Genomic DNA, 17,721 nt, shown 5'->3' with positions numbered 1-17,721 from the left:
TAACATGCCTATATGGTTAGGTTGCTAATGAAATTCGAGAGGCCAGCATGCAAAGCAAAGTTAATGTCGCGGTGATGATTGGCAGTGGCGTACCCGCCAGTTTGCGCGCGATGGGGCAGAGCGTCTGTTGGGTTGTACTGCTCAACGGCGAGCGCCGGGGGACGGCGTTTGCCAGTCGCAATGAGGCCGAAGCGTGCAGGACTGCCTGGTTGGCGCAATTGAACGCCGCTTCACCAGGCAGCCTGCATTGAGTGTGTGGGTTAGTGAACCTGGTGCAGGCGCAGGTTCAGGTCGTCGACCACTCGTGCCCAATCGGCGTCTTCACGTAACTGTTCTTTCAGGAAACCGGCCTGCTGCGGGCTCCAGAACTCGGCATCGATCAGTTTTTTGTTGTCGGCCAAGGGGGAATGGCTGGCAATAAAATCATCGATGGCTTTCTGGTTGGAGTCCAGGCCCAGTTGGTCGAACAAGCCTTTCAAGTCGTGTGTGGGTGAATCCATGTTCATCTCCTGGTGGTTCGCGTCGAGTGCGAGATCTGAAGGGCGACTTCATTGCATCTGAGGAGGTCGCGCTTCAGGAGTTCGATGGATGTTCCAAAGCAGGAGTGAGCATAGACGGCAATTTCGATGATCAGGCTTTCAGTGCACCTGCATCGACTGCGGCTTTCAGGGCTTTAGCCGATTCCTGAGCGGCAATGGCTGCAACATCCGCCGTTTTGAACCAGCGATCCTTCTCGACCTGGTGATACGTCTCTGTGGTCAATTTCGGTTTGGCGCGCATGACAATCACTGCCTGGAATTCGCCGTCGATCTCTCTGGCTTCGCCCCGGATAATAAATTCGCCAATATCAAATTCCGTCACGTAGCAGCCTTCCCTTGGAAATATTTTGTTGTTTTGAGCGCCGTCCGACGTGGGAACGGGTTTCATGGGGCGGGCAGTATGGCAGTAGTTGCCCGCCGACGGCTGAGATTAGTCGGCGGTGTGACGAAACGTCTGTTGGATTGAGTTCAGCGGCGCCTCATACGCGTGACTCAAGTGAGCGGGCAAGTGCACAGGCTTCGTTGTGGTCACCGCGCAAACCTCTGACGCGGCCTGTGGCGGCTTCCTTGATATGGAAGAACGCGTTACCGGCCAAAACCACCTGAAACCTTGGCCAGGCGGGGTCTTCGGGGTGCAGTCGAGGTTGGTCGAACACCCCCTGAGGCGGTGACGAGGCGTTGTGGGTATAAGGCGCCTGGGCGGTTGCAAAATGAGTCATAGTGCACATATGAAGTCCTTTTCATTGTTTTGCCGACGTATGTACGTCGTTTTGGCTAGTCGCTGTCAGCATCGCTGCTCTAGAATTGCCATCACCGGTTGGCGAATGGAGTACATCTAAAGCAATTTTTTGCGGACGATATGTCAGAAAAGTGCTTTTCTTGAAGCGTTTTTTCCTTAAAGTTAGTCATCCTGTTTCCTCTGGCAGCAAGAAGGGTATTTTCCTTCAACCTCTGACGACGTTGAGGGAAGACGGCGCGAGTGATATTCCAGTACGCTCACGGACCTCGCGATGCACGAGCCCTCTGCCCGGATCAGGATTTCAACCCGGATTTTTTGCAAGACCATCGGTATGGCTGCTTTTTTCTGCTGTGCGCTTTTCCTGCGTGCGGTATCAATTTCAGATGTGGGGATGTTTCCTTGGCAGTAAGTAATCTCGATATGCATGCTTTGTTCGTGCTGGGTGATTTGCGCGCAAAGTTGGTTAAACAGTTTCAATCTCGTTTCGTCTACATCACCGAACAGAACGCCGAAGGCATTTACATTGCCGAGATCGACACCGAAGAAGCGCTGGTGGTGGACGACAAGCCGGGGCTCAAACTCAAGGTCGGCGATCATTTCAGCGCCTCTGTTCTGCCGAGTCGCGAAGGTGGCAAGCTGGACATCAAGTTCCGCGAAATCAAACTGACCGTCTATGGGTTGGGCGATTACGCGTTTGTCACCACCGCCGATGGTCAGGCGATTGTGTTCAAGGAAGGCCATAGCGTGGTGACGGTGTTCGCTGCCCACCAACAGTTGCAGGAAGGCCTGACCAAAACCCTGAAAGCCGTTACCGCCAAGGCCGCCAAGTGGCGCAAGGGCGAACTGGTGACCTTCAAGGCCAGCGAGTAATGACCCTGACCCGCGCCGATTTCCACGAACAGAACCAGGCCAGTGCACACACTGAAGCCCGGCGGCTGTTCGAGCAGAAGGCTGTTCTGCAGGGAGCCTGGCTGAATTGGGTGGCGTCACAGATCTATACGCTGCGCCCGGCGGCGTACGCCAGCATGGTCAGAAGAGAGCTGTCACGCTTGCAGGACGCTGGCGAAAATTAATTCCCGCCCCTCGAAATCAGGATCCTCTACTACAGTCAATTGACTGAATATTTTGAGGCTTGCGGTCCTTTATCAGGCCATCCTGCTATTGCTGTGAACAGCACGAGGTGCAAAAGCATGAAAGGAATTCGACGGTTGCTGGCGGCGTCACTGGCCTGTTTCGGGTTGTTGACCTCAGCCGTTCCGGTGTACGCGGCCCAGGCCCCGATCCACTTCGCCGACCTGAATTGGGAAAGCGGCAGTCTGATCACGGATATCCTGCGGATCATTGTCGAGAAGGGTTACGGGCTGCCAACCGATACTTTGCCGGGAACCACGATTACCCTGGAAACCGCATTGGCCAACAATGACATTCAGGTCATTGGTGAGGAATGGGCCGGACGCAGCCCGGTCTGGGTCAAGGCTGAGGCCGAAGGCAAGGTCGCGAGCCTGGGCGATACGGTCAAGGGCGCGACGGAAGGCTGGTGGGTCCCGGAATATGTGATCAAGGGCGACCCGGCCAAAGGCATCAAGCCACTGGCGCCGGGGCTGCGCAGTGTCAGCGACCTGCCCAAATACAAAGACGTGTTCGCCGACCCGGAAACCCCGGGCAAGGGGCGCTTCCTCAACAGCCCGATCGGCTGGACGTCGGAAGTGGTTAACAAGCAGAAGCTCACCGCCTATGGCCTGAACGACAGCTATGTGAATTTTCGCAGCGGTTCCGGGGCGGCGCTGGACGCAGAAATCACGTCGTCGATTCATCGGGGTAAGCCGGTTCTGTTCTATTACTGGTCACCGACGCCCTTGCTCGGGCGCTTCAAGCTGATTCAGCTGGAAGAGCCACCCTTCGACGCTGAAGCCTGGAAAACCCTGACCGACTCCGACAATCCTGATCCCAAGCCAACGCGTTCGCTGCCCTCGAAGCTGTCCATCGGTGTGTCCACGCCGTTCCAAAAACAGTACCCGCAAATTACCGAGTTTTTCAGCAAGGTCGATTTGCCGATCGGTCCACTGAACAAGGCCCTCGCCGAGATGAGCGAAAAGCACACCCCGCCACGCCAGGCGGCGGAAACGTTCATGAAGGCGCATCCGGAAATCTGGAAGGCGTGGGTGCCAAAGGAGGTGGCTGATAAGGTTTCCGCCGAATTGAAGTAACCCGGTTGCTCACACGATTGTATTTTTCCGAGTATCGCTGTCACCGCCCGGAGCACATTCGCTCCCACTGGATGGATGCCCGAATATGAGTCTGATGGTCGCGCAATGCATGGCTTCAATCTTTTTGATTATTAGTCTGCTTCACGTGTATTGGGCATCGGGCGGCAAGTGGGGCAGCGAGGCGGCGGTGCCGCGAGTGCCCGGGGACGGCGGCGCGCAATCAAGGCCGGTGTTCAAGCCGTCGGGTTGGGTGACGTTGTTGGTGGCGGTGGGGTTGCTGATGATCGCCATGCTGGTGTGTTTTCGAGTCGGGCTGTGTCTGCCTGTGGTGCATGATCGGTGGTTGCAATGGGTGATCAGTACCATCGCGATTCTGATGTTCGCCCGGGCGATTGGCGATTCGAACCTGGTGGGGTTCTTCAAAGAGGTCAAGGATTCGACGTTTGCCCGGCTCGACACTTGGGTGTATTCGCCGTTGTGTGTGGTGTTGGGGGCGGGGTTGTTGGCAGTGGCCTGGACCTGAGTTGTTGCTGAAATTGCTATCGCGAGCAGGCTCACTCCTACAGGGGATCGGTGTCATGGCGCAGATCACTGTAGGAGTGAGCCTGCTCGCGATGAGGCCCTTCCAGTCAACCCAAATCCCCGGATTCAGCTCCCACTCTCACTCCGTCGACTGCTCACCTCAGCCGGCACATCATCCCCGGCCATGCGCTTGCGGAACAGCGCCGCCCGAGCCAGCAGCAAGGTGGTCACCGGCACGGTAATCGCCAACAGAATCGGAATCAGCCAGGCATGCAGCACCAGCCCCGATTTGAGCGCCGAAAAGTAAATGATCGACGCCAGTGCCACGCACCACGCACCCAGCGTCGAGGCCAGCGCCGGCGGGTGCATGCGCTGGAAGTAATCCTTCATCCGCACCAGGCCAATGGCGCCGATCAGCGCAAACAAGCTGCTGAGCAGCAGCAGAATCGTTACTGGAATCTCAACCCACAGCGACAGTTCGCCACTCATTCGATCACCTCGCCACGCAGCAGGAATTTCGCCAGGGCAAACGAGCCGACGAAGCCGAACAGGGCGATCAACAGCGCCGCCTCGAAATAGGTGTCACTGGCATAACGAATGCCCAGCGTCAGCATCATCAGCATCGCGATGATGTACAGGTAATCCAGCGCCAGTACCCGATCCTGGGCCGATGGCCCTTTGAACAGACGGATCAGGGTCAGGATCATCGCCACGGAAAACAGAAACAGGCTCAGCAGGATTGCGTTCGACAGCAATGCGCTCATTCGAAGATCTCCATCAAGGGGCGCTCATAGGTCGCCTTGAAGTGCTGGATGAACAGCGCTTCGTCATCCAGATCGAACACATGCAGCAACAGGATGCTGCGGTCCAGCGCCAGCTCCGACCAGACGGTGCCAGGGACCACGGTGCAGATTGCCGACAACGCGGCGAGGCCGTTGGCATCGCGCAGGTCCAGCGGCACTTTGATGAAACGTGAGCGCGGCGGCCGGCGACCGGCATTGAGCACGCCCCAGGCCACGGCGAGGTTGGACACCACCACGTCTCGGCCGACCACCAAGAGCAAACGCAGGATCACCCCTGGGCGACGAATACGAATCGGCAGCGGTCGCAACCTGCGCATCATCAACGGTGCGCAGAAACCCAGCAGGGCGCCGAGCAACAGGTTACCCGGGCTCATTGACTGGTTCAGCACCAGCCACAATAGAAAGAGCGCCAGCGACAACCAGGGAGAAGGAAACAGGCGTTTCATGGTTGCACCTCCGCCATCGCCGCTTTGGCTTCCGGGCTTGGCACCGCGCGAGTGCCAAGCACAGCCATCACGTATTGCTGCGGATTGTTCAACGTGTCTGCGGCGGCCTGGGTGTAGCGCAGCAGCGGTTCGGCCTTGAACGTCAGCGCAATGCTCAGCCCGAGCAGAACGATGATCGGCACGCACTCAAAACGGCGCAGCAACGGCGATGGACGTTCTTGCGGGGTCCAGAAACGCTGGATACCCAGGCGCGAGAACGCGATCAGCGAGGCGAGCCCCGACAGAATCAACAGGGCCAGCAATCCCCACGCCGCGTTCGACACCGGTTCGCCTGCGCCATTGCCCAGGCCCAACGGGTTGAGGAGGGCGCTGAGCAGGCTGAGTTTGCCGATGAAGCCAGAGAGCGGCGGCATGCCGATAATCAACAACGCGCAGGCAATGAAGCTCAGGCCGAGGAAGGCCATGGTCCAGGGAATCACTTGGCCGACCACGGCTTTCTGATCGTCATCGAGGTTGGTGCCTTTGGGCGGCTGCACGGAGGGTGTCGGACGCGCAATCAGGTCAGCGTCATCGAACAGTGGTATTTCAATGACCGAACGGGAACGCTCGATCAACTCGGCCAGCAGGAACAACGCGCTCAACGCCAGGGTCGAGCTGACCAGATAGAACAGCGCCGCCGCGATCAGGTTCGGTTGGGCGAAGCCGATGGCTGACAATAGAATCCCGGCCGACACCAGAATGCTCAGGCTGGCCATGCGCTCCAGGCGTTGGGCCGCCAGAATCGCCAGCGCCGCGCAGACGATCGTCGCCATGCCGCCATAGATCAGCCAGTCGCCGCCAAAGTATGCGGACGCCCCGGCCTGGCCAGAGAACAGCAGCGTCCACAAACGCAGCAAGGTGTAGACGCCTACTTTGGTCATGATCGCGAACATGGCCGCCACCGGTGCGCTGGCCGAGGAGTAGGCAGGCACCAGCCAGAAGTTCAGTGGCCACATCCCGGCCTTGGCCAGAAACGCCACCGCGAGAATCCCCGCGCCGGCATGCAGCAAGCCGCGATCAGCTTCGGGCACCAGCGGGATTTTCAGCGCCAGGTCGGCCATGTTCAGGGTGCCGGTGACCCCGTAAATCAGTGCCGCGCCAATCAGGAACAGCGACGACGCCAACAGGTTGATCGAGATGTAATGCAGCCCCGCCGACACGCGCGGCCGGCCGGAACCGTGCAGCATCAAACCGTAGGACGCCGCCAGCAGCACTTCGAAAAACACGAACAGGTTGAACAGGTCGGCGGTCAGGAACGCACCGTACAGCCCCATCAATTGAATCTGGAACAGCGCGTGGAAACTGGAACCGGCACCGTCCCAGCGGGCCATGGCAAACAGCAAGGCGCTGACGCCAATGATCCCGGTCAACACCAGCATCAAGGCTGACAGGCGATCGACCACCAGCACCAGGCCGAACGGCACTTGCCAGTTGCCCGGCAGGTACACGCCGATGGAGCCAGGGACGCCGGTGGTTTGTGTCCATTGCAGCAACAACACGGAAATCCCCAGACCGAGCAGGCTGGAGAACAGGTTGATTTTGGCCTTCAGCGGACGGTGTTTCTCGCCGAGCATCAACATGATGGCGGCGGTCAGCAGCGGTAGCAGAATCGGTGCGGCGATCAGGTGCGTCATCGCATTCATTCTTTAGGCTCCCGGCCATCGACATGGTCGGTCCCGGTCAAGCCCCGGGAAGCGAGCAGCACCACCAGAAACAGTGCGGTCATGGCGAAGCTGATCACGATGGCTGTCAGCACCAGGGCCTGCGGCAGTGGATCGGTGTAATGCAACAAGTCCTGTGGCACACCGTCCTTGATGATCGGTTCCCGGCCGATGAACAGGCTGCCCATGCTGAAAATGAACAGGTTGACGCCATAGGACAGCAGGCACAGGCCCATCACCACCTGAAAGGTCCGTGGCCGCAGGATCAGCCAGACGCCTGACGCAGCAAGAACGCCGATGGCGATTGCGATGACTTCTTCCATCAGACGGCTCCTTGCGTGGCGACGGGTTTTGGCTGGGCTGCGGTTTTGTGGCCGCGAACCGATTGGTGGGCGAGGGCGGTGAGGATCAACAGCGTCGAACCGACCACCACGGCATACACGCCGATGTCGAAAAACAGTGCGCTGGCGATGTGAATGTCACCCAGCACCGGCAGTGTGAAATGCCAGGTGTGGGTGGTCAGGAACGGATAACCGACCGCCATGGCCCCGAGCCCGGTGACCGTGGCAAATAGCAATCCGGTGCCCATCCAGCGCAGCGGTCGCAGGCTCATTTGCGCCTCGACCCACTGCGTGCCGGCGACCATGTATTGCAGGATGAACGCCACCGACATCACCAGCCCCGCGACAAACCCGCCGCCCGGTTGATTGTGCCCGCGCATGAACAAGTACAACGACACCACCAGTGCAATCGGCAACAACAGGCGCACCAGCACCGCCGGGACCATCATGAACCCCAGCGCGGTATCGCTGGCGTGGCGCGGGTTGACCAGATCGGTGACCACGTCCGGTGCCAGCAGGCGTTGCTGGGCCGGCAGTTGCAGGCTTTCTTTGGGAGGGCGGAAGCGTCGCAGCAGGGCGAATACGGTCAGGGCCACGGCCACCAGCACGGTGATTTCACCGAGGGTGTCGAAGCCACGGAAGTCCACCAGCATCACGTTGACCACGTTGCTGCCGCCGCCTTCGGGCAGGGCACGACTGAGGTAGAACGAGGAAATGTCGTTGGGCGTCTGGCGTGTCAGCATCGCGTAGGCCAGCAAGGCCATGCCGCCACCGACCACGGTCGACAGCAGCAAGTCGCGGATACGCCGGATGCGTGCCTTGCGCAGGCTGCTTGGCAGTGGCGATACCTCTTCGATCCGCCGGGGCAGCCAGCGCAGGCCCAGCAGGATCAGCACCGTGGTCACCACTTCGACCGCCAGTTGCGTCAACGCCAGATCGGGCGCGGAAAACCAGACGAAGGTTACGCACGTCATCAGACCGCAGACGCTGACCATGGTCAGGGCCGCGAGCCGGTGATACTTGGCCTGCCACGCCGCGCCAAGGGCGCAGACAATCGCCAGCAACCACAGGGTCACGAACACGATCGAGCCCGGGATTTTAGGCCGGTCTCCCCAGCTCAGGCTGCTGTGGAGCATCGGGATCAACCCGGCCAACACGGCGGCGAGGACCACCAGGAACAATTGGGTTTGCAGGCGATGAGTGCTGATCCGTCCCACCAGACGACGGGCCAGGCGCATCGTGATTACCAAGCTGCGCTCGAACAGGCGCTTGCCGCTGAGCCGGCCAATAACCGGTGGATACTTGAAGCGCCCGCGCTTGAGCTGATTGCGCAACAGCAGATAGAGCACGATGCCGCCGGACATGGCGATCAGGCTCATGATCATCGGCGCGTTCAAGCCGTGCCAGATCGCCAGGCTGTATTCCGGAAGGGTGCCGCCCACCACCGGCAGGGCCGCGGCAGCCAATATGGAGCCGACCACTTGCGCCGGGAATATCCCGACGACCAGGCAGGTGAACACCAGCAACTCCACCGGCGCACGCATCCAGCGGGGTGGTTCGTGCGGGGTGTGTGGCAGGTCGGTGGCGGTCGGGCCGAAGAACACGTCGACGGTGAAGCGCAACGAATAGGCGACGCTGAACGTCCCGGCGATGGTTGCGACAATTGGCAGGCTCCACTCGACCCAGGCCGTGGCATTGATGAATACGGTTTCGGCAAAGAACATTTCTTTCGATAGAAAACCGTTGAGCAGCGGCACGCCGGCCATCGAGGCGCTGGCGACCATGGCCAGGGTAGCGGTGAACGGAATCAGTTTGATCAGGCCGCTGAGCTTTCGAATGTCGCGGGTGCCGCTTTCGTGGTCGATGATCCCGGCGGCCATGAACAGCGAAGCCTTGAAGGTCGCGTGGTTGAGAATGTGGAACACCGCGGCCACAGCCGCCAGCGGGCTGTTCAAGCCCAGCAGCAGGGTGATCAGTCCCAGATGGCTGATGGTCGAGTAGGCCAGCAAACCTTTGAGGTCGTTCTGGAACATCGCGCAGTAGGCACCCAGCAGCAGGGTGCAGGCGCCGGCTCCGCTGACGATGTAGAACCACTCTTCGCTGCCGGACAGCGAAGGCCAAAGCCGTGCCAGCAGAAACACCCCGGCCTTGACCATGGTCGCCGAGTGCAGATAGGCCGAGACGGGTGTCGGCGCCGCCATCGCGTGGGGCAACCAGAAGTGGAAAGGGAATTGCGCGCTTTTGCTCAAGGCGCCGATCAGGATCAGGGGTAACAGCAGCGGGTAGAGGGCGTGTGCGCGAATCAGATCGCCAGCGGCCAGGACCTTGTCCAGGTCGTAGCTGCCGACCACATGGCCGAGAAGCATGACCCCCGCCAACAGGCACAAGCCGCCCGCGCCGGTGACCATCAGCGCCATGTAGGCACCGCGTCGTGCGTCGCTGCGGTGGTGCCAGTAACCGATCAGCAGGAAGGAGAAGAGGCTGGTCAACTCCCAGAAAAACACGACCTGGATCAGGTTGCCGGAAATCACCAGCCCGAGCATCGCGCCCATGAACGCCAGGAAAAACGCAAAAAAACGCGGCACCGGATCGTCCGGCGACATGTAGTAGCGTGCGTACAGCGAGACCAGTGTGCCGATGCCCAGCACCAGCATCGAGAACAGCCAGGCGAACCCGTCCAGGCGCAAGACGAAGTTCAGACCGAGGCTTGGCAGCCAGAAGAATTCTTCGCGGATCACGCCGCCATGGGCGATTTGCGGGTACATAAGCGCGACCTGGACCGTGCCGATCAGTGCGATCAGGCCAGTCAGCAGGGGGGCAGTATTACGCGCGTTGTGCGGCAGAACGGCTGCCAGACAGCTGCCGATAAAAGGCAGAAGCAGTAGAACTATCAGGGACATAGGCTTCTAATCTGCGGAAGTTTGTGAAGCATCATACGTGCCACTCCCCAGAACGCCAAACGCCACGCTGTCGCAGAATCCTTCACGGTAGACGGTAAAAGGCTGATTAACATTGTTTCAAAGTGCCGGTTTAAACCCTTCCGGCCCCATCGCGAGCAGGCTCGCTCCCACATTTGGTCTTTGGTATACACATAATCTGAGTACACCGCGATCAACTGTGGGAGCGAGCCTGCTCGCGAAGGCGATCTACCATGCACCGCAGATATTACGGCCTAACCCTGTGTTTCCCGTTCCAACTCTTCCTGCGCCGCAGCACGCTTACCCTTGGTCTTCAACTCACTCACAATCACCGCCGCCACGATCAACCCCGCGCCAACCAGTGCAATCGCCGGCAGCCGCTCCCCGGCGATCCGCCCGACAATCCCGGCCCACACTGGCTCGCCGGCATAAATCAACGTCGCCCGCGTCGGTGAAACACTCTTCTGCGCCCAGTTCATCGCCACCTGAATCGCCGCACTCGCCGCGCCCAGGCCCAAGGCGCTGCACAACAGCAGCCAAGAGAAGTCCGGAATGCGTTCCTGAGTCGGCACCACCATCAAAAACGCCAACACCGACGTGGTAGCCAATTGCACCACCGTCACCCGACGCACATCGACCTGACCGGCATAGGTGCTGATCAGAATGATCTCCGCGGCAATCGCGATGGCGCTGATCAGCGTGGCGATTTCACCCGGACTGAAATTGAACGAAGCGCCGGAAGGCCCCGACAGCAACATCAACCCGGTAAACGCCAGCATGATCCCGATGCTCGGCATCAACCCCGGGCGTCGTCCCAGCACCAGCCATTGCAGTAACGGCACGAAAGGTACGTACAGCGCGGTGATAAACGCTGACTGGCTGCTGGGAATGCTCTGCAAGCCGACCGTCTGCAAACCATAACCGAGCATGATCGCCACACCGATAAAGGCCCCGGCCTTGAGTTCGAACAGGGTCAGTTCCCGCAGGTGGCGCCAGGAGAACAGCGCGACGAGGCTCGCGGCAGCGGCGAAGCGCAGGCCGACGAAAAACATCGGGCCGCTGACGGTCATCGCATGCTGCACCAACAAAAAGGTGCCGCCCCAGACCATGGTGATCAGCACTAGCACGCACTCGGCTTTGCTGAACCGTGAGAAACGGGGGGAAGAGTTCGCCGACGTCATGACCTTGCACGCTACCTGAGGGGGACGCACAATGCGCCGAATGTTGCGCAGTATACTGCCCAACCCTACCAAGTGAGCAATATAGTGCACAAAGATTCCACGCAACGGGCTTCGGTCCTCCAGCACGTTAGCCAAAACGTTCGGCGTTTGCGCCACGCCGCCGACATGAGCCAGACCGCGCTGGCCGAAAAGTCCGGAGTCAGCCGCCGGATGCTGGTGGCCATCGAGGCCGGCGAGAAGAACGTCAGCCTGACCACTCTCGACCGCGTGGCCGAAGCGCTGGAGGTGGCCTTCAGCGATCTGATCCAGGCCCCGGACGCCCGCGACCCGAGCCGCATCAACGAAGTGGCCTGGGCCGGAGTAATCCCCGGCAGCAAAGCCGTTTTACTGTCCAAGGCCACCGCGACTCGCGAGGTGGAACAATGGGAATGGTGCCTGCAACCGGGGGAAATTTACCCGTCGCAACCGGACGCCGAAGGCTGGAGCGAGCAGATCTACGTGTTTGAAGGCTGCCTGACCTTGATGCTGGGCGACACGCCGCAGCATATCGCTGCCGGTGAGTTCTTCATGTTCGCCAGCAACCAGCCCCATGCCTATCGCAACGATGGTCCCGTGGCGGCGCGGTTTGTGCGCAACGTGGTGATCTGACTGTTTACCGATCAACAGTGGATAGACACTTTGCCCTTCTAAAGCTTCAAGTCTTTCTTGGAAGATTCACCAACTTATTGAAATAACAGGAAATTATATTCAGGCACGACTCCTGCAAATGCCTCCGGAGCATTTACCAGAATCCCGGAGTCGGCCCATGACAACCCCAGCCCAACCCCCACGTATCTCCCGCGAAATTCGCCTCAACGCCTTCGACATGAACTGCGTCGGCCATCAGTCGCCGGGCTTGTGGGCGCACCCGCGCGATCGTTCGTGGCAGTACAAAGACCTCGAATACTGGACCGATCTGGCGAAAATCCTTGAACGCGGTAAGTTCGACGGCTTGTTCCTTGCTGATGTGCTGGGCATCTACGACGTCTACAACGGCAACGGTGAGGCGGCGATCCGTCAGGCCGCGCAAGTACCGGTCAACGATCCGCTGCAACTGATCCCGCCGATGGCACTGGTGACCGAGCATTTGGGGTTTGGCCTGACCGCCTCGCTATCGTTTGAACATCCGTATCCGTTCGCCCGACGCATGTCGACGCTGGATCACCTGACCAAGGGCCGCGCCGGCTGGAATATCGTCACTTCGTACCTGGAGAGTGGCGCAAAAAACATCGGCCAGAAAAACCAGACCGAACACGACGCCCGTTATGACTTCGCCGAGGAATACCTGGAGGTTTGTTACAAGCTCTGGGAAGGCAGTTGGGAAGAGGGCGCGATTCTGCGTGATCGCGAGCGGCGGATCTTCAGCGACCCGAGCAAAATTCACGAGATCCGCCACGTTGGCAAACACTTCCAGGTGCCGGGCATTCACCTGTGCGAACCTTCGCCGCAACGCACGCCGGTGCTTTATCAGGCCGGCGCATCGAGTCGGGGCAAGCAGTTTGCGGCCGAACATGCCGAATGCGTATTCGTCGCCGCGCCGTCGAAAGTGTTGCTGAAGAAAACCGTGGCCGACATTCGCCGACGTGCCGCCGAGGCCGGGCGCGATCCGAAGAAAATCCTGATCTTCAACCTGCAAACGGTAATCCTCGGTGAAACAGACGCGAAGGCCAAATCCAAGTTCGAGGAATACAAGACCTGGGTCAGTTACGAAGGGGCCATGGCGTTGATTTCCGGCTGGACCGGCATCGACTTCAGTCAGTTCAAACCCGATGAACCGCTCAAGCACGTGCACACCAATGCCATTCAATCGGCGGTAGAAGCGTTTTCCACGGCGGACCCGAACAAGGTCTGGACGCCCAACGAACTGGCGGACTGGGTGGGAATCGGCGGATTTGGGCCGTTGTTTGTCGGCGGTCCCGAGACAGTCGCCGATCTTCTGCAAGAGTGGGTGGAGGAGACCGACGTGGACGGTTTCAACCTGGCCTATGCGTTGACCCACGAAACCTTCATCGATGCCGTGGAATTGCTGGTGCCGGAGTTGCAGAAGCGCGGTGTGTACAAGACCGACTATGCGCCGGGAACCTTGCGCGAGAAGTTGTTTGGGGAAGGAGCGCGGTTGCCGGATATTCATCCGGGAGCGGGTTATCGGGATCTGGCGGCATTGCACCAGCAGGAGAAGAAAGTGGTGTCTGCCTAGACGCCTTCGCTACATTTGATCGCCTATCTCACAGAAAACGAGGTCACCTGTAGGAGCTGGCTTGCCAGCGAAGGCGGTGGATCAGTCGATATAAATGTTGACTGACATGCCGCTTTCGCTGGCAAGCCAGCTCCTACAGGGGGAGGTTTGTGTGCTGGTGAGCAACACATTAAGGTGGCATGCACAGCGTTCCATTCCGGTAAACATTGACCAATGAGCAGGGCATGAGCGAAATCCAAAGCGCGCAGACGATCGACGCCACCCGCCACGCAGACATTCTGATCATCGGCGGCGGCCTCAGTGGCGCGATGCTGGCGGCGCAATTGTTGCGTTTGCCTGGCCGTCGTTCGGTACTGGTGATTGAACCCCGTGCGGAGCTCGGTCGAGGCGAAGCCTATAGCGCAGTCGAGTTGGGCCATACGCTGAACGGCAACGCGGCGCGGATGAGCGTCGATCCAGACAACGCCGATGACCTGACGCAATGGTTGACTGGACACATCGCCACCGGTGGCTGGCCGGAATCGGCCGAACAACCTGTGCCGATCAGCGAATTGTTCCCGCCACGGGGCCTGTTCGGCGTGTACGTGCAGCAACGCCTGGCCGAAGCGCAAGCCGTCGGGGCACTGAATGGCTCCACGGTCGAGCATGTGCAGGCGGAAGTGATCGATCTGCAAACGGACGACGATTCAGTTCGGCTGACATTGAGTGACGGGCAACGCTTGCAGGGCGCTTTTGCCGTGCTGGCGACCGGGATGTTTCCCGCGGCGCGCACGCCACTGAAAGAGTCCAGCGGTTTGAACGCCGCAGCGCTGGATCCGTGGGATGTCGCCGCCATGCGCCAGCTTGATCCACAGTCGACGGTGCTGATCATCGGTTCCGGCCTGACCATGGTCGATGCCGTGGTGTCGCTGGAACAGGCCGGGCATCGCGGGCCGATCGAAGTGTTTTCCCGTCACGGATTGCTACCGCATGTGCGTCGGCAACCACCGGCCTGGGTAGATTTTCTGGCTGACGATCACAGCATTCGCGCGCCACGCCAGTTGGTGCGCGAGCTGCGACAACATTGTCGGGAGGCCATCGCCCAAGGCATCGACTGGCAAGCACCGCTCGATACCGTGCGTGCGCACATTGGCCGGTTGTGGAATCAGGCGACGGACCGGCAGCGTCGGCAGTTTGTGCGACATCTCCGGCCGTGGTGGGAAAGTCATCACCACCGCTCGCCACCCTTGAGTGCCGCCCTGGTGGAGCGGTTACACCGGGAAGGGCGCTTGCGGATTCAAGCGGCGTCGTTCAAAGGCCTTGAACCCGGGTCGCAGGACGGAGTCAGCATCCGCATTCGTCGTCGTGGCGAGGCCTGCACGTGTGTGGTGCGTGGCGCGGCGTTGATCAACTCCAGCGGCATCGAGTATGACTGGCGCCGGGTCGCCCGACCGCTGCCACAGCAACTGTTGGCGCGCGGATTGATCCGGCCGGGACCGTTGGCGCTGGGGATTGCAGCGGCTGTCGACGGTGCCGTACTGGACGCCGAAGGGCTGGTCGCCCGGCGCCTGTTCGCCATGGGGCCGCCGTTGCGCGGCATGTGGTGGGAAAGCACGGCAGTCACCGACGTAGCCCTACAGGCTAAAGCCCTGGCGGCGCGACTTGTCGGGGATTGCGTTTAACAAAGAAAACCCCGGGTAGATCGGATCTACCCAGGGTTTTTTGTTCAAGCGGCGCAAAGCCGTTAATCAATACCGCTGATACTTCAAGCCGAATTCAGGGCGGTTTTCAGCGACGTACAGTGCGCTCGGCTGACTGTCTTTGTGATCGCTACCGACAGTGTTCACATTGAGTGTGGCCGGTTGGCTGACTTTAACGGCGGCGACAATCCGGGAGGTGGCCTGCGGCGCAGCGATAGCGGATGTAGCGCCAAGAACCGACAGGGCGAAACCAAGACCGATGAGGCTTTTCATGAGGTTGCTCCAGAGCGTGGGGAGAAGATGTCGCCACTCTAGTGCTGGAGCGTGGTGATGGAAAAACACCCTTGGGCATAGTCGTTATCGAGATCGTTGATCCGATGTCAGCGAGGTGTGCGGTCGACAAGGAGGCGCTGGCGGTTTTCCTATTCAGGCCTTGCCGCGCCTTTACCGGCTAACCCACAATCAGGTGCATCAGGATTGATTGCACAAACGTAACCTTGAAGTCCGCTCAGCTTTACGGCGCAACGATCGGCGTCACCGGTGATGGTTGCAAGAGCCGCTGCATCCTCTGGGTATAGTTCGGCTCGCTGGGCTCCATCATCCAGGCTGGGGGGGCTGGCGGTTGCAGGCAAGTGGCTGGACGAGCAACGCTGAACGCGGACTGACAACCGCTGATGAGAAGTGGCAAGATCAGCACTAAGACGAGCGGAATTTTGCTGTGCATCTTGTAACTCCTGATAGTGCCTTTTATCGAGCAATATAATCTCGTTGGCCTGTTCCTTATGCCGGTCCATCTGCGCCTGTAATTGTCGTGCAGCGACTCGGCTAATTTCGGCCATGGTGTCAGCGTGAACCCGCTGTAAGGATTCAATCTCGACGCCATATCGCCACCCCTGAATCATCCACGCGGTACTTGCCGCGATCACGGCTGCGATAACCAGAGGAATAGACTTCAGAATAAAAGCAATCACATGTGTACCTCTTAGGTGTTTTTACAATCTCACAGCTAGTGGTCGATAAAATGTACCGGTCAATAAATTCACTATACTGGATCGGTTATCAAGCATCTAATAGGCCACCCGCGGAAACATAGCGAGCGATTAGTTTTTCAACGGTTTGCTCATGCTGTCCATATCCTGCGCCCGGCAGGCTTGCCCAAATATTTGAACACTTGGCAATGGCTTCCGTTACTCTTCCTGCTTTGATGTCATTAAGTGCCCCTTGCTCACGAATTTGCTGGATAGCGACTCGGTCCTGATTTTCGGGTGTAAAACCACCGACAAGTTTAAGCGAGTCTTTGTAGGCATCCCAGTACCGCGACAGTAATTGATAGCGACCTGCTGCCGTGGATTTAATACCCAGCCTGGGTAAAGCGACTAGTCTTCGAGGATGGTCGACGTAACTAGTAAATAGCGCGCCGCCGACGATCACGTCGTAACCATGATTGCTGGAGCACTGTTTTCCATTGTCCGTCCCTTCTGACCATGCAAGCATGTCCAAAAAAGCAAGAATATTTAGTCCGCCAGCGTCTTTCTCATTGAGGTGAGCCATTTTTTTTTCTCCCTGTTATTTTCTATGTTGATTTTAATTTGCAGGGCTTCTATGTCTGAAATTAACTGGTCTAAGGTGTGTGCCGCTTTTAGTAAGTCAGGGGAGGGTATTCCAGTGGTGTGCTTGAGTACGGACTTAAGCTCCACGAGAGTGTCCAGGCTAGTCTGCATTCTCTGAAGTCTTTCCTCGCGTACTTCTTCATAGCGAGTTTTAGTGATTTTTGCTTCGGCATGAAAGATTAGCGCGATACTCGATGCGATGATTGCGCAGGCCACTACTAAATAACCAAAAATAAACACTCCTCTATCACTTTGTCTCTTGATCATGATTAACTCTCGCCTTGCGAATGTAGAGCTTCTTTAGATTGGAGTGTGCAATAGCAATGTCGACGCGCCTGCAATAATACTGCGCGAACGACAGTTTTCGTTTAAGCAAGGAATACTCTGTAGGGAGATCGCTTGACTTGAAAATCTACTTGTTCATGGTTTAACGTCGGGCTGGTATTGACATTAGCGCCGATGTTGGCGAGTGACAATATCAAGTCCAAATTCGGACTGTGCACGCAGTTTGAGGAATGGTGTCGTGGGGGCGGTCAGCGCTACTATTTTGCTATTTTCGTGCTGCATCGCCATGCCAAAGGCTAGATGACTAGCTGTTGGCATGATTTTTTTGTGGGTGAAAATTTTAAGGGTTGTTAGTCCAGTATTTGCTATTTGCTATTTGCTATTTGCTATTTGCTATTTGCTATTTGCTATTTGCTATTTGCTATTTGCTATTTGCTATTTGCTATTTGCTATTTGCTATTTGCTATTTGCTATTTGCTATTTGCTATTTGCTATTTGCTATTTGCTATTTGCTA

At 58.4% G+C, this 17,721-nt stretch carries 22 protein-coding genes; 8 read left to right on the top strand and 14 right to left on the bottom strand.

The window, feature by feature from the left end:
- The first annotated feature begins 47 nt into the window (after positions 1-47).
- A complete protein-coding gene (locus tag AC1DWM_RS19160) occupies positions 48-251 on the top strand; it encodes a hypothetical protein (RefSeq protein ID WP_223511188.1) in 204 nt (67 codons plus the stop codon).
- 9 nt (positions 252-260) lie between these two features.
- Here AC1DWM_RS19160 and AC1DWM_RS19155 read toward each other — a convergent pair whose 3' ends face one another.
- The 3 genes from AC1DWM_RS19155 to AC1DWM_RS19145 all read right to left on the bottom strand — a co-directional run bounded on the left by AC1DWM_RS19155 (position 261) and on the right by AC1DWM_RS19145 (position 1,267).
- On the bottom strand, positions 261-500 hold the full coding sequence (locus tag AC1DWM_RS19155) for a DUF2789 domain-containing protein (RefSeq protein WP_223511187.1): 240 nt from the start codon (positions 498-500) through the stop codon (positions 261-263).
- A gap of 130 nt (positions 501-630) precedes the next feature.
- On the bottom strand, positions 631-861 hold the full coding sequence (locus tag AC1DWM_RS19150; protein ID WP_223511271.1) for a hypothetical protein: 231 nt from the start codon (positions 859-861) through the stop codon (positions 631-633).
- Positions 862-1,018: 157 nt separating this feature from the next.
- Positions 1,019-1,267, bottom strand: coding sequence for a hypothetical protein (locus AC1DWM_RS19145; RefSeq protein ID WP_223511186.1), 249 nt, complete (start codon positions 1,265-1,267; stop codon positions 1,019-1,021).
- A 431-nt stretch (positions 1,268-1,698) separates the two neighbouring features.
- On the opposite strand from AC1DWM_RS19145, the gene AC1DWM_RS19140 reads away from it, so the two are divergent.
- The 4 genes from AC1DWM_RS19140 (at position 1,699) to AC1DWM_RS19125 (ending at position 4,008) form a co-directional block, all read left to right on the top strand.
- A complete protein-coding gene (locus AC1DWM_RS19140; protein WP_223511269.1) occupies positions 1,699-2,148 on the top strand; it encodes a hypothetical protein in 450 nt (149 codons plus the stop codon).
- The gene (locus AC1DWM_RS19135; protein ID WP_452626923.1) at positions 2,148-2,351 is read left to right on the top strand and encodes a hypothetical protein; all 204 of its coding nucleotides are present in this window, start codon (positions 2,148-2,150) and stop codon (positions 2,349-2,351) included. The genes AC1DWM_RS19140 and AC1DWM_RS19135 overlap by 1 nt, the downstream gene beginning before the upstream one ends.
- Positions 2,352-2,468: 117 nt before the next feature.
- Positions 2,469-3,485, top strand: a complete 1,017-nt coding sequence (locus tag AC1DWM_RS19130; protein WP_477795870.1) for an ABC transporter substrate-binding protein — start codon at positions 2,469-2,471, stop codon at positions 3,483-3,485.
- An 85-nt stretch (positions 3,486-3,570) separates the two neighbouring features.
- Positions 3,571-4,008, top strand: coding sequence for a DUF3995 domain-containing protein (locus tag AC1DWM_RS19125; protein WP_223511183.1), 438 nt, complete (start codon positions 3,571-3,573; stop codon positions 4,006-4,008).
- 125 nt (positions 4,009-4,133) lie between these two features.
- Here AC1DWM_RS19125 and AC1DWM_RS19120 read toward each other — a convergent pair whose 3' ends face one another.
- The 7 genes from AC1DWM_RS19120 to AC1DWM_RS19090 all read right to left on the bottom strand — a co-directional run bounded on the left by AC1DWM_RS19120 (position 4,134) and on the right by AC1DWM_RS19090 (position 11,486).
- Positions 4,134-4,496: a Na+/H+ antiporter subunit G gene (locus AC1DWM_RS19120; RefSeq protein ID WP_223511182.1), complete on the bottom strand. Its 363-nt coding sequence runs from the start codon at positions 4,494-4,496 to the stop codon at positions 4,134-4,136.
- Positions 4,493-4,771, bottom strand: a complete 279-nt coding sequence (locus AC1DWM_RS19115; protein ID WP_007944718.1) for a K+/H+ antiporter subunit F — start codon at positions 4,769-4,771, stop codon at positions 4,493-4,495. The genes AC1DWM_RS19120 and AC1DWM_RS19115 overlap by 4 nt, the downstream gene beginning before the upstream one ends.
- Entirely contained in the window at positions 4,768-5,256 is a 489-nt protein-coding gene (locus tag AC1DWM_RS19110; RefSeq protein WP_477795869.1) for a Na+/H+ antiporter subunit E, read from the bottom strand. Before AC1DWM_RS19110 ends, AC1DWM_RS19115 begins: the two co-directional genes overlap by 4 nt.
- A complete protein-coding gene (locus AC1DWM_RS19105) occupies positions 5,253-6,938 on the bottom strand; it encodes a monovalent cation/H+ antiporter subunit D (protein WP_477795868.1) in 1,686 nt (561 codons plus the stop codon). Before AC1DWM_RS19105 ends, AC1DWM_RS19110 begins: the two co-directional genes overlap by 4 nt.
- Positions 6,935-7,279, bottom strand: a complete 345-nt coding sequence (locus tag AC1DWM_RS19100) for a Na+/H+ antiporter subunit C (RefSeq protein WP_007944721.1) — start codon at positions 7,277-7,279, stop codon at positions 6,935-6,937. Before AC1DWM_RS19100 ends, AC1DWM_RS19105 begins: the two co-directional genes overlap by 4 nt.
- Positions 7,279-10,197, bottom strand: coding sequence for a monovalent cation/H+ antiporter subunit A (locus tag AC1DWM_RS19095; RefSeq protein ID WP_223511179.1), 2,919 nt, complete (start codon positions 10,195-10,197; stop codon positions 7,279-7,281). Before AC1DWM_RS19095 ends, AC1DWM_RS19100 begins: the two co-directional genes overlap by 1 nt.
- Before the next feature lie 272 nt (positions 10,198-10,469).
- Positions 10,470-11,486: a DMT family transporter gene (locus AC1DWM_RS19090; protein WP_223511178.1), complete on the bottom strand. Its 1,017-nt coding sequence runs from the start codon at positions 11,484-11,486 to the stop codon at positions 10,470-10,472.
- Here AC1DWM_RS19090 and AC1DWM_RS19085 point away from each other — a divergent pair.
- From AC1DWM_RS19085 to AC1DWM_RS19075, 3 genes are all read left to right on the top strand, one after another.
- Entirely contained in the window at positions 11,481-12,044 is a 564-nt protein-coding gene (locus tag AC1DWM_RS19085; protein ID WP_223511177.1) for a helix-turn-helix domain-containing protein, read from the top strand. The two genes, AC1DWM_RS19090 and AC1DWM_RS19085, sit on opposite strands and share 6 nt — an antisense overlap.
- A 184-nt stretch (positions 12,045-12,228) precedes the next feature.
- Positions 12,229-13,632, top strand: a complete 1,404-nt coding sequence (locus AC1DWM_RS19080) for an LLM class flavin-dependent oxidoreductase (RefSeq protein ID WP_223511268.1) — start codon at positions 12,229-12,231, stop codon at positions 13,630-13,632.
- A 224-nt stretch (positions 13,633-13,856) separates the two neighbouring features.
- Entirely contained in the window at positions 13,857-15,293 is a 1,437-nt protein-coding gene (locus AC1DWM_RS19075) for an FAD/NAD(P)-binding protein (protein WP_223511176.1), read from the top strand.
- 66 nt (positions 15,294-15,359) lie between these two features.
- Here the strand turns inward: AC1DWM_RS19075 and AC1DWM_RS19070 are convergent, their stop codons facing one another.
- From AC1DWM_RS19070 to AC1DWM_RS19055, 4 genes are all read right to left on the bottom strand, one after another.
- Entirely contained in the window at positions 15,360-15,584 is a 225-nt protein-coding gene (locus AC1DWM_RS19070; protein ID WP_477795867.1) for a hypothetical protein, read from the bottom strand.
- A 149-nt stretch (positions 15,585-15,733) separates the two neighbouring features.
- A complete protein-coding gene (locus AC1DWM_RS19065; RefSeq protein WP_223511174.1) occupies positions 15,734-16,282 on the bottom strand; it encodes a lysis system i-spanin subunit Rz in 549 nt (182 codons plus the stop codon).
- Between the two features lie 88 nt (positions 16,283-16,370).
- Positions 16,371-16,862, bottom strand: coding sequence for a glycoside hydrolase family 24 protein (locus tag AC1DWM_RS19060; RefSeq protein ID WP_477795866.1), 492 nt, complete (start codon positions 16,860-16,862; stop codon positions 16,371-16,373).
- Positions 16,826-17,188 carry a hypothetical protein gene (locus AC1DWM_RS19055; RefSeq protein ID WP_477795865.1) on the bottom strand — a complete coding sequence of 121 codons (363 nt, stop codon included), beginning with the start codon at positions 17,186-17,188 and terminating at the stop codon, positions 16,826-16,828. Before AC1DWM_RS19055 ends, AC1DWM_RS19060 begins: the two co-directional genes overlap by 37 nt.
- Positions 17,189-17,721 lie beyond the last annotated feature (533 nt).

It is taken from the genome of Pseudomonas sp. P4_C8 (assembly GCF_056401975.1).
The sequence above is the reverse complement of the archived record's forward strand: the minus strand, read 5'-3'. Positions and strand labels throughout refer to the sequence as shown.

What these genes read in the sequence shown, in the direction of transcription:
- AC1DWM_RS19115 (WP_007944718.1), bottom strand. Translation starts at nt 4,771, where the DNA reads ATGAGCGCATTGCTGTCGAACGCAATCCTGCTGAGCCTGTTTCTGTTT.
- AC1DWM_RS19155 (WP_223511187.1), bottom strand. Translation starts at nt 500, where the DNA reads ATGGATTCACCCACACACGACTTGAAAGGCTTGTTCGACCAACTGGGC.
- AC1DWM_RS19135 (WP_452626923.1), top strand. Translation starts at nt 2,148, where the DNA reads ATGACCCTGACCCGCGCCGATTTCCACGAACAGAACCAGGCCAGTGCA.
- AC1DWM_RS19105 (WP_477795868.1), bottom strand. Translation starts at nt 6,938, where the DNA reads ATGAATGCGATGACGCACCTGATCGCCGCACCGATTCTGCTACCGCTG.
- AC1DWM_RS19100 (WP_007944721.1), bottom strand. Translation starts at nt 7,279, where the DNA reads ATGGAAGAAGTCATCGCAATCGCCATCGGCGTTCTTGCTGCGTCAGGC.
- AC1DWM_RS19145 (WP_223511186.1), bottom strand. Translation starts at nt 1,267, where the DNA reads ATGTGCACTATGACTCATTTTGCAACCGCCCAGGCGCCTTATACCCAC.
- AC1DWM_RS19125 (WP_223511183.1), top strand. Translation starts at nt 3,571, where the DNA reads ATGAGTCTGATGGTCGCGCAATGCATGGCTTCAATCTTTTTGATTATT.
- AC1DWM_RS19160 (WP_223511188.1), top strand. Translation starts at nt 48, where the DNA reads ATGCAAAGCAAAGTTAATGTCGCGGTGATGATTGGCAGTGGCGTACCC.
- AC1DWM_RS19120 (WP_223511182.1), bottom strand. Translation starts at nt 4,496, where the DNA reads ATGAGTGGCGAACTGTCGCTGTGGGTTGAGATTCCAGTAACGATTCTG.
- AC1DWM_RS19095 (WP_223511179.1), bottom strand. Translation starts at nt 10,197, where the DNA reads ATGTCCCTGATAGTTCTACTGCTTCTGCCTTTTATCGGCAGCTGTCTG.
- AC1DWM_RS19110 (WP_477795869.1), bottom strand. Translation starts at nt 5,256, where the DNA reads ATGAAACGCCTGTTTCCTTCTCCCTGGTTGTCGCTGGCGCTCTTTCTA.
- AC1DWM_RS19130 (WP_477795870.1), top strand. Translation starts at nt 2,469, where the DNA reads ATGAAAGGAATTCGACGGTTGCTGGCGGCGTCACTGGCCTGTTTCGGG.
- AC1DWM_RS19055 (WP_477795865.1), bottom strand. Translation starts at nt 17,188, where the DNA reads ATGATCAAGAGACAAAGTGATAGAGGAGTGTTTATTTTTGGTTATTTA.
- AC1DWM_RS19070 (WP_477795867.1), bottom strand. Translation starts at nt 15,584, where the DNA reads ATGAAAAGCCTCATCGGTCTTGGTTTCGCCCTGTCGGTTCTTGGCGCT.
- AC1DWM_RS19140 (WP_223511269.1), top strand. Translation starts at nt 1,699, where the DNA reads ATGCATGCTTTGTTCGTGCTGGGTGATTTGCGCGCAAAGTTGGTTAAA.
- AC1DWM_RS19075 (WP_223511176.1), top strand. Translation starts at nt 13,857, where the DNA reads ATGAGCGAAATCCAAAGCGCGCAGACGATCGACGCCACCCGCCACGCA.
- AC1DWM_RS19060 (WP_477795866.1), bottom strand. Translation starts at nt 16,862, where the DNA reads ATGGCTCACCTCAATGAGAAAGACGCTGGCGGACTAAATATTCTTGCT.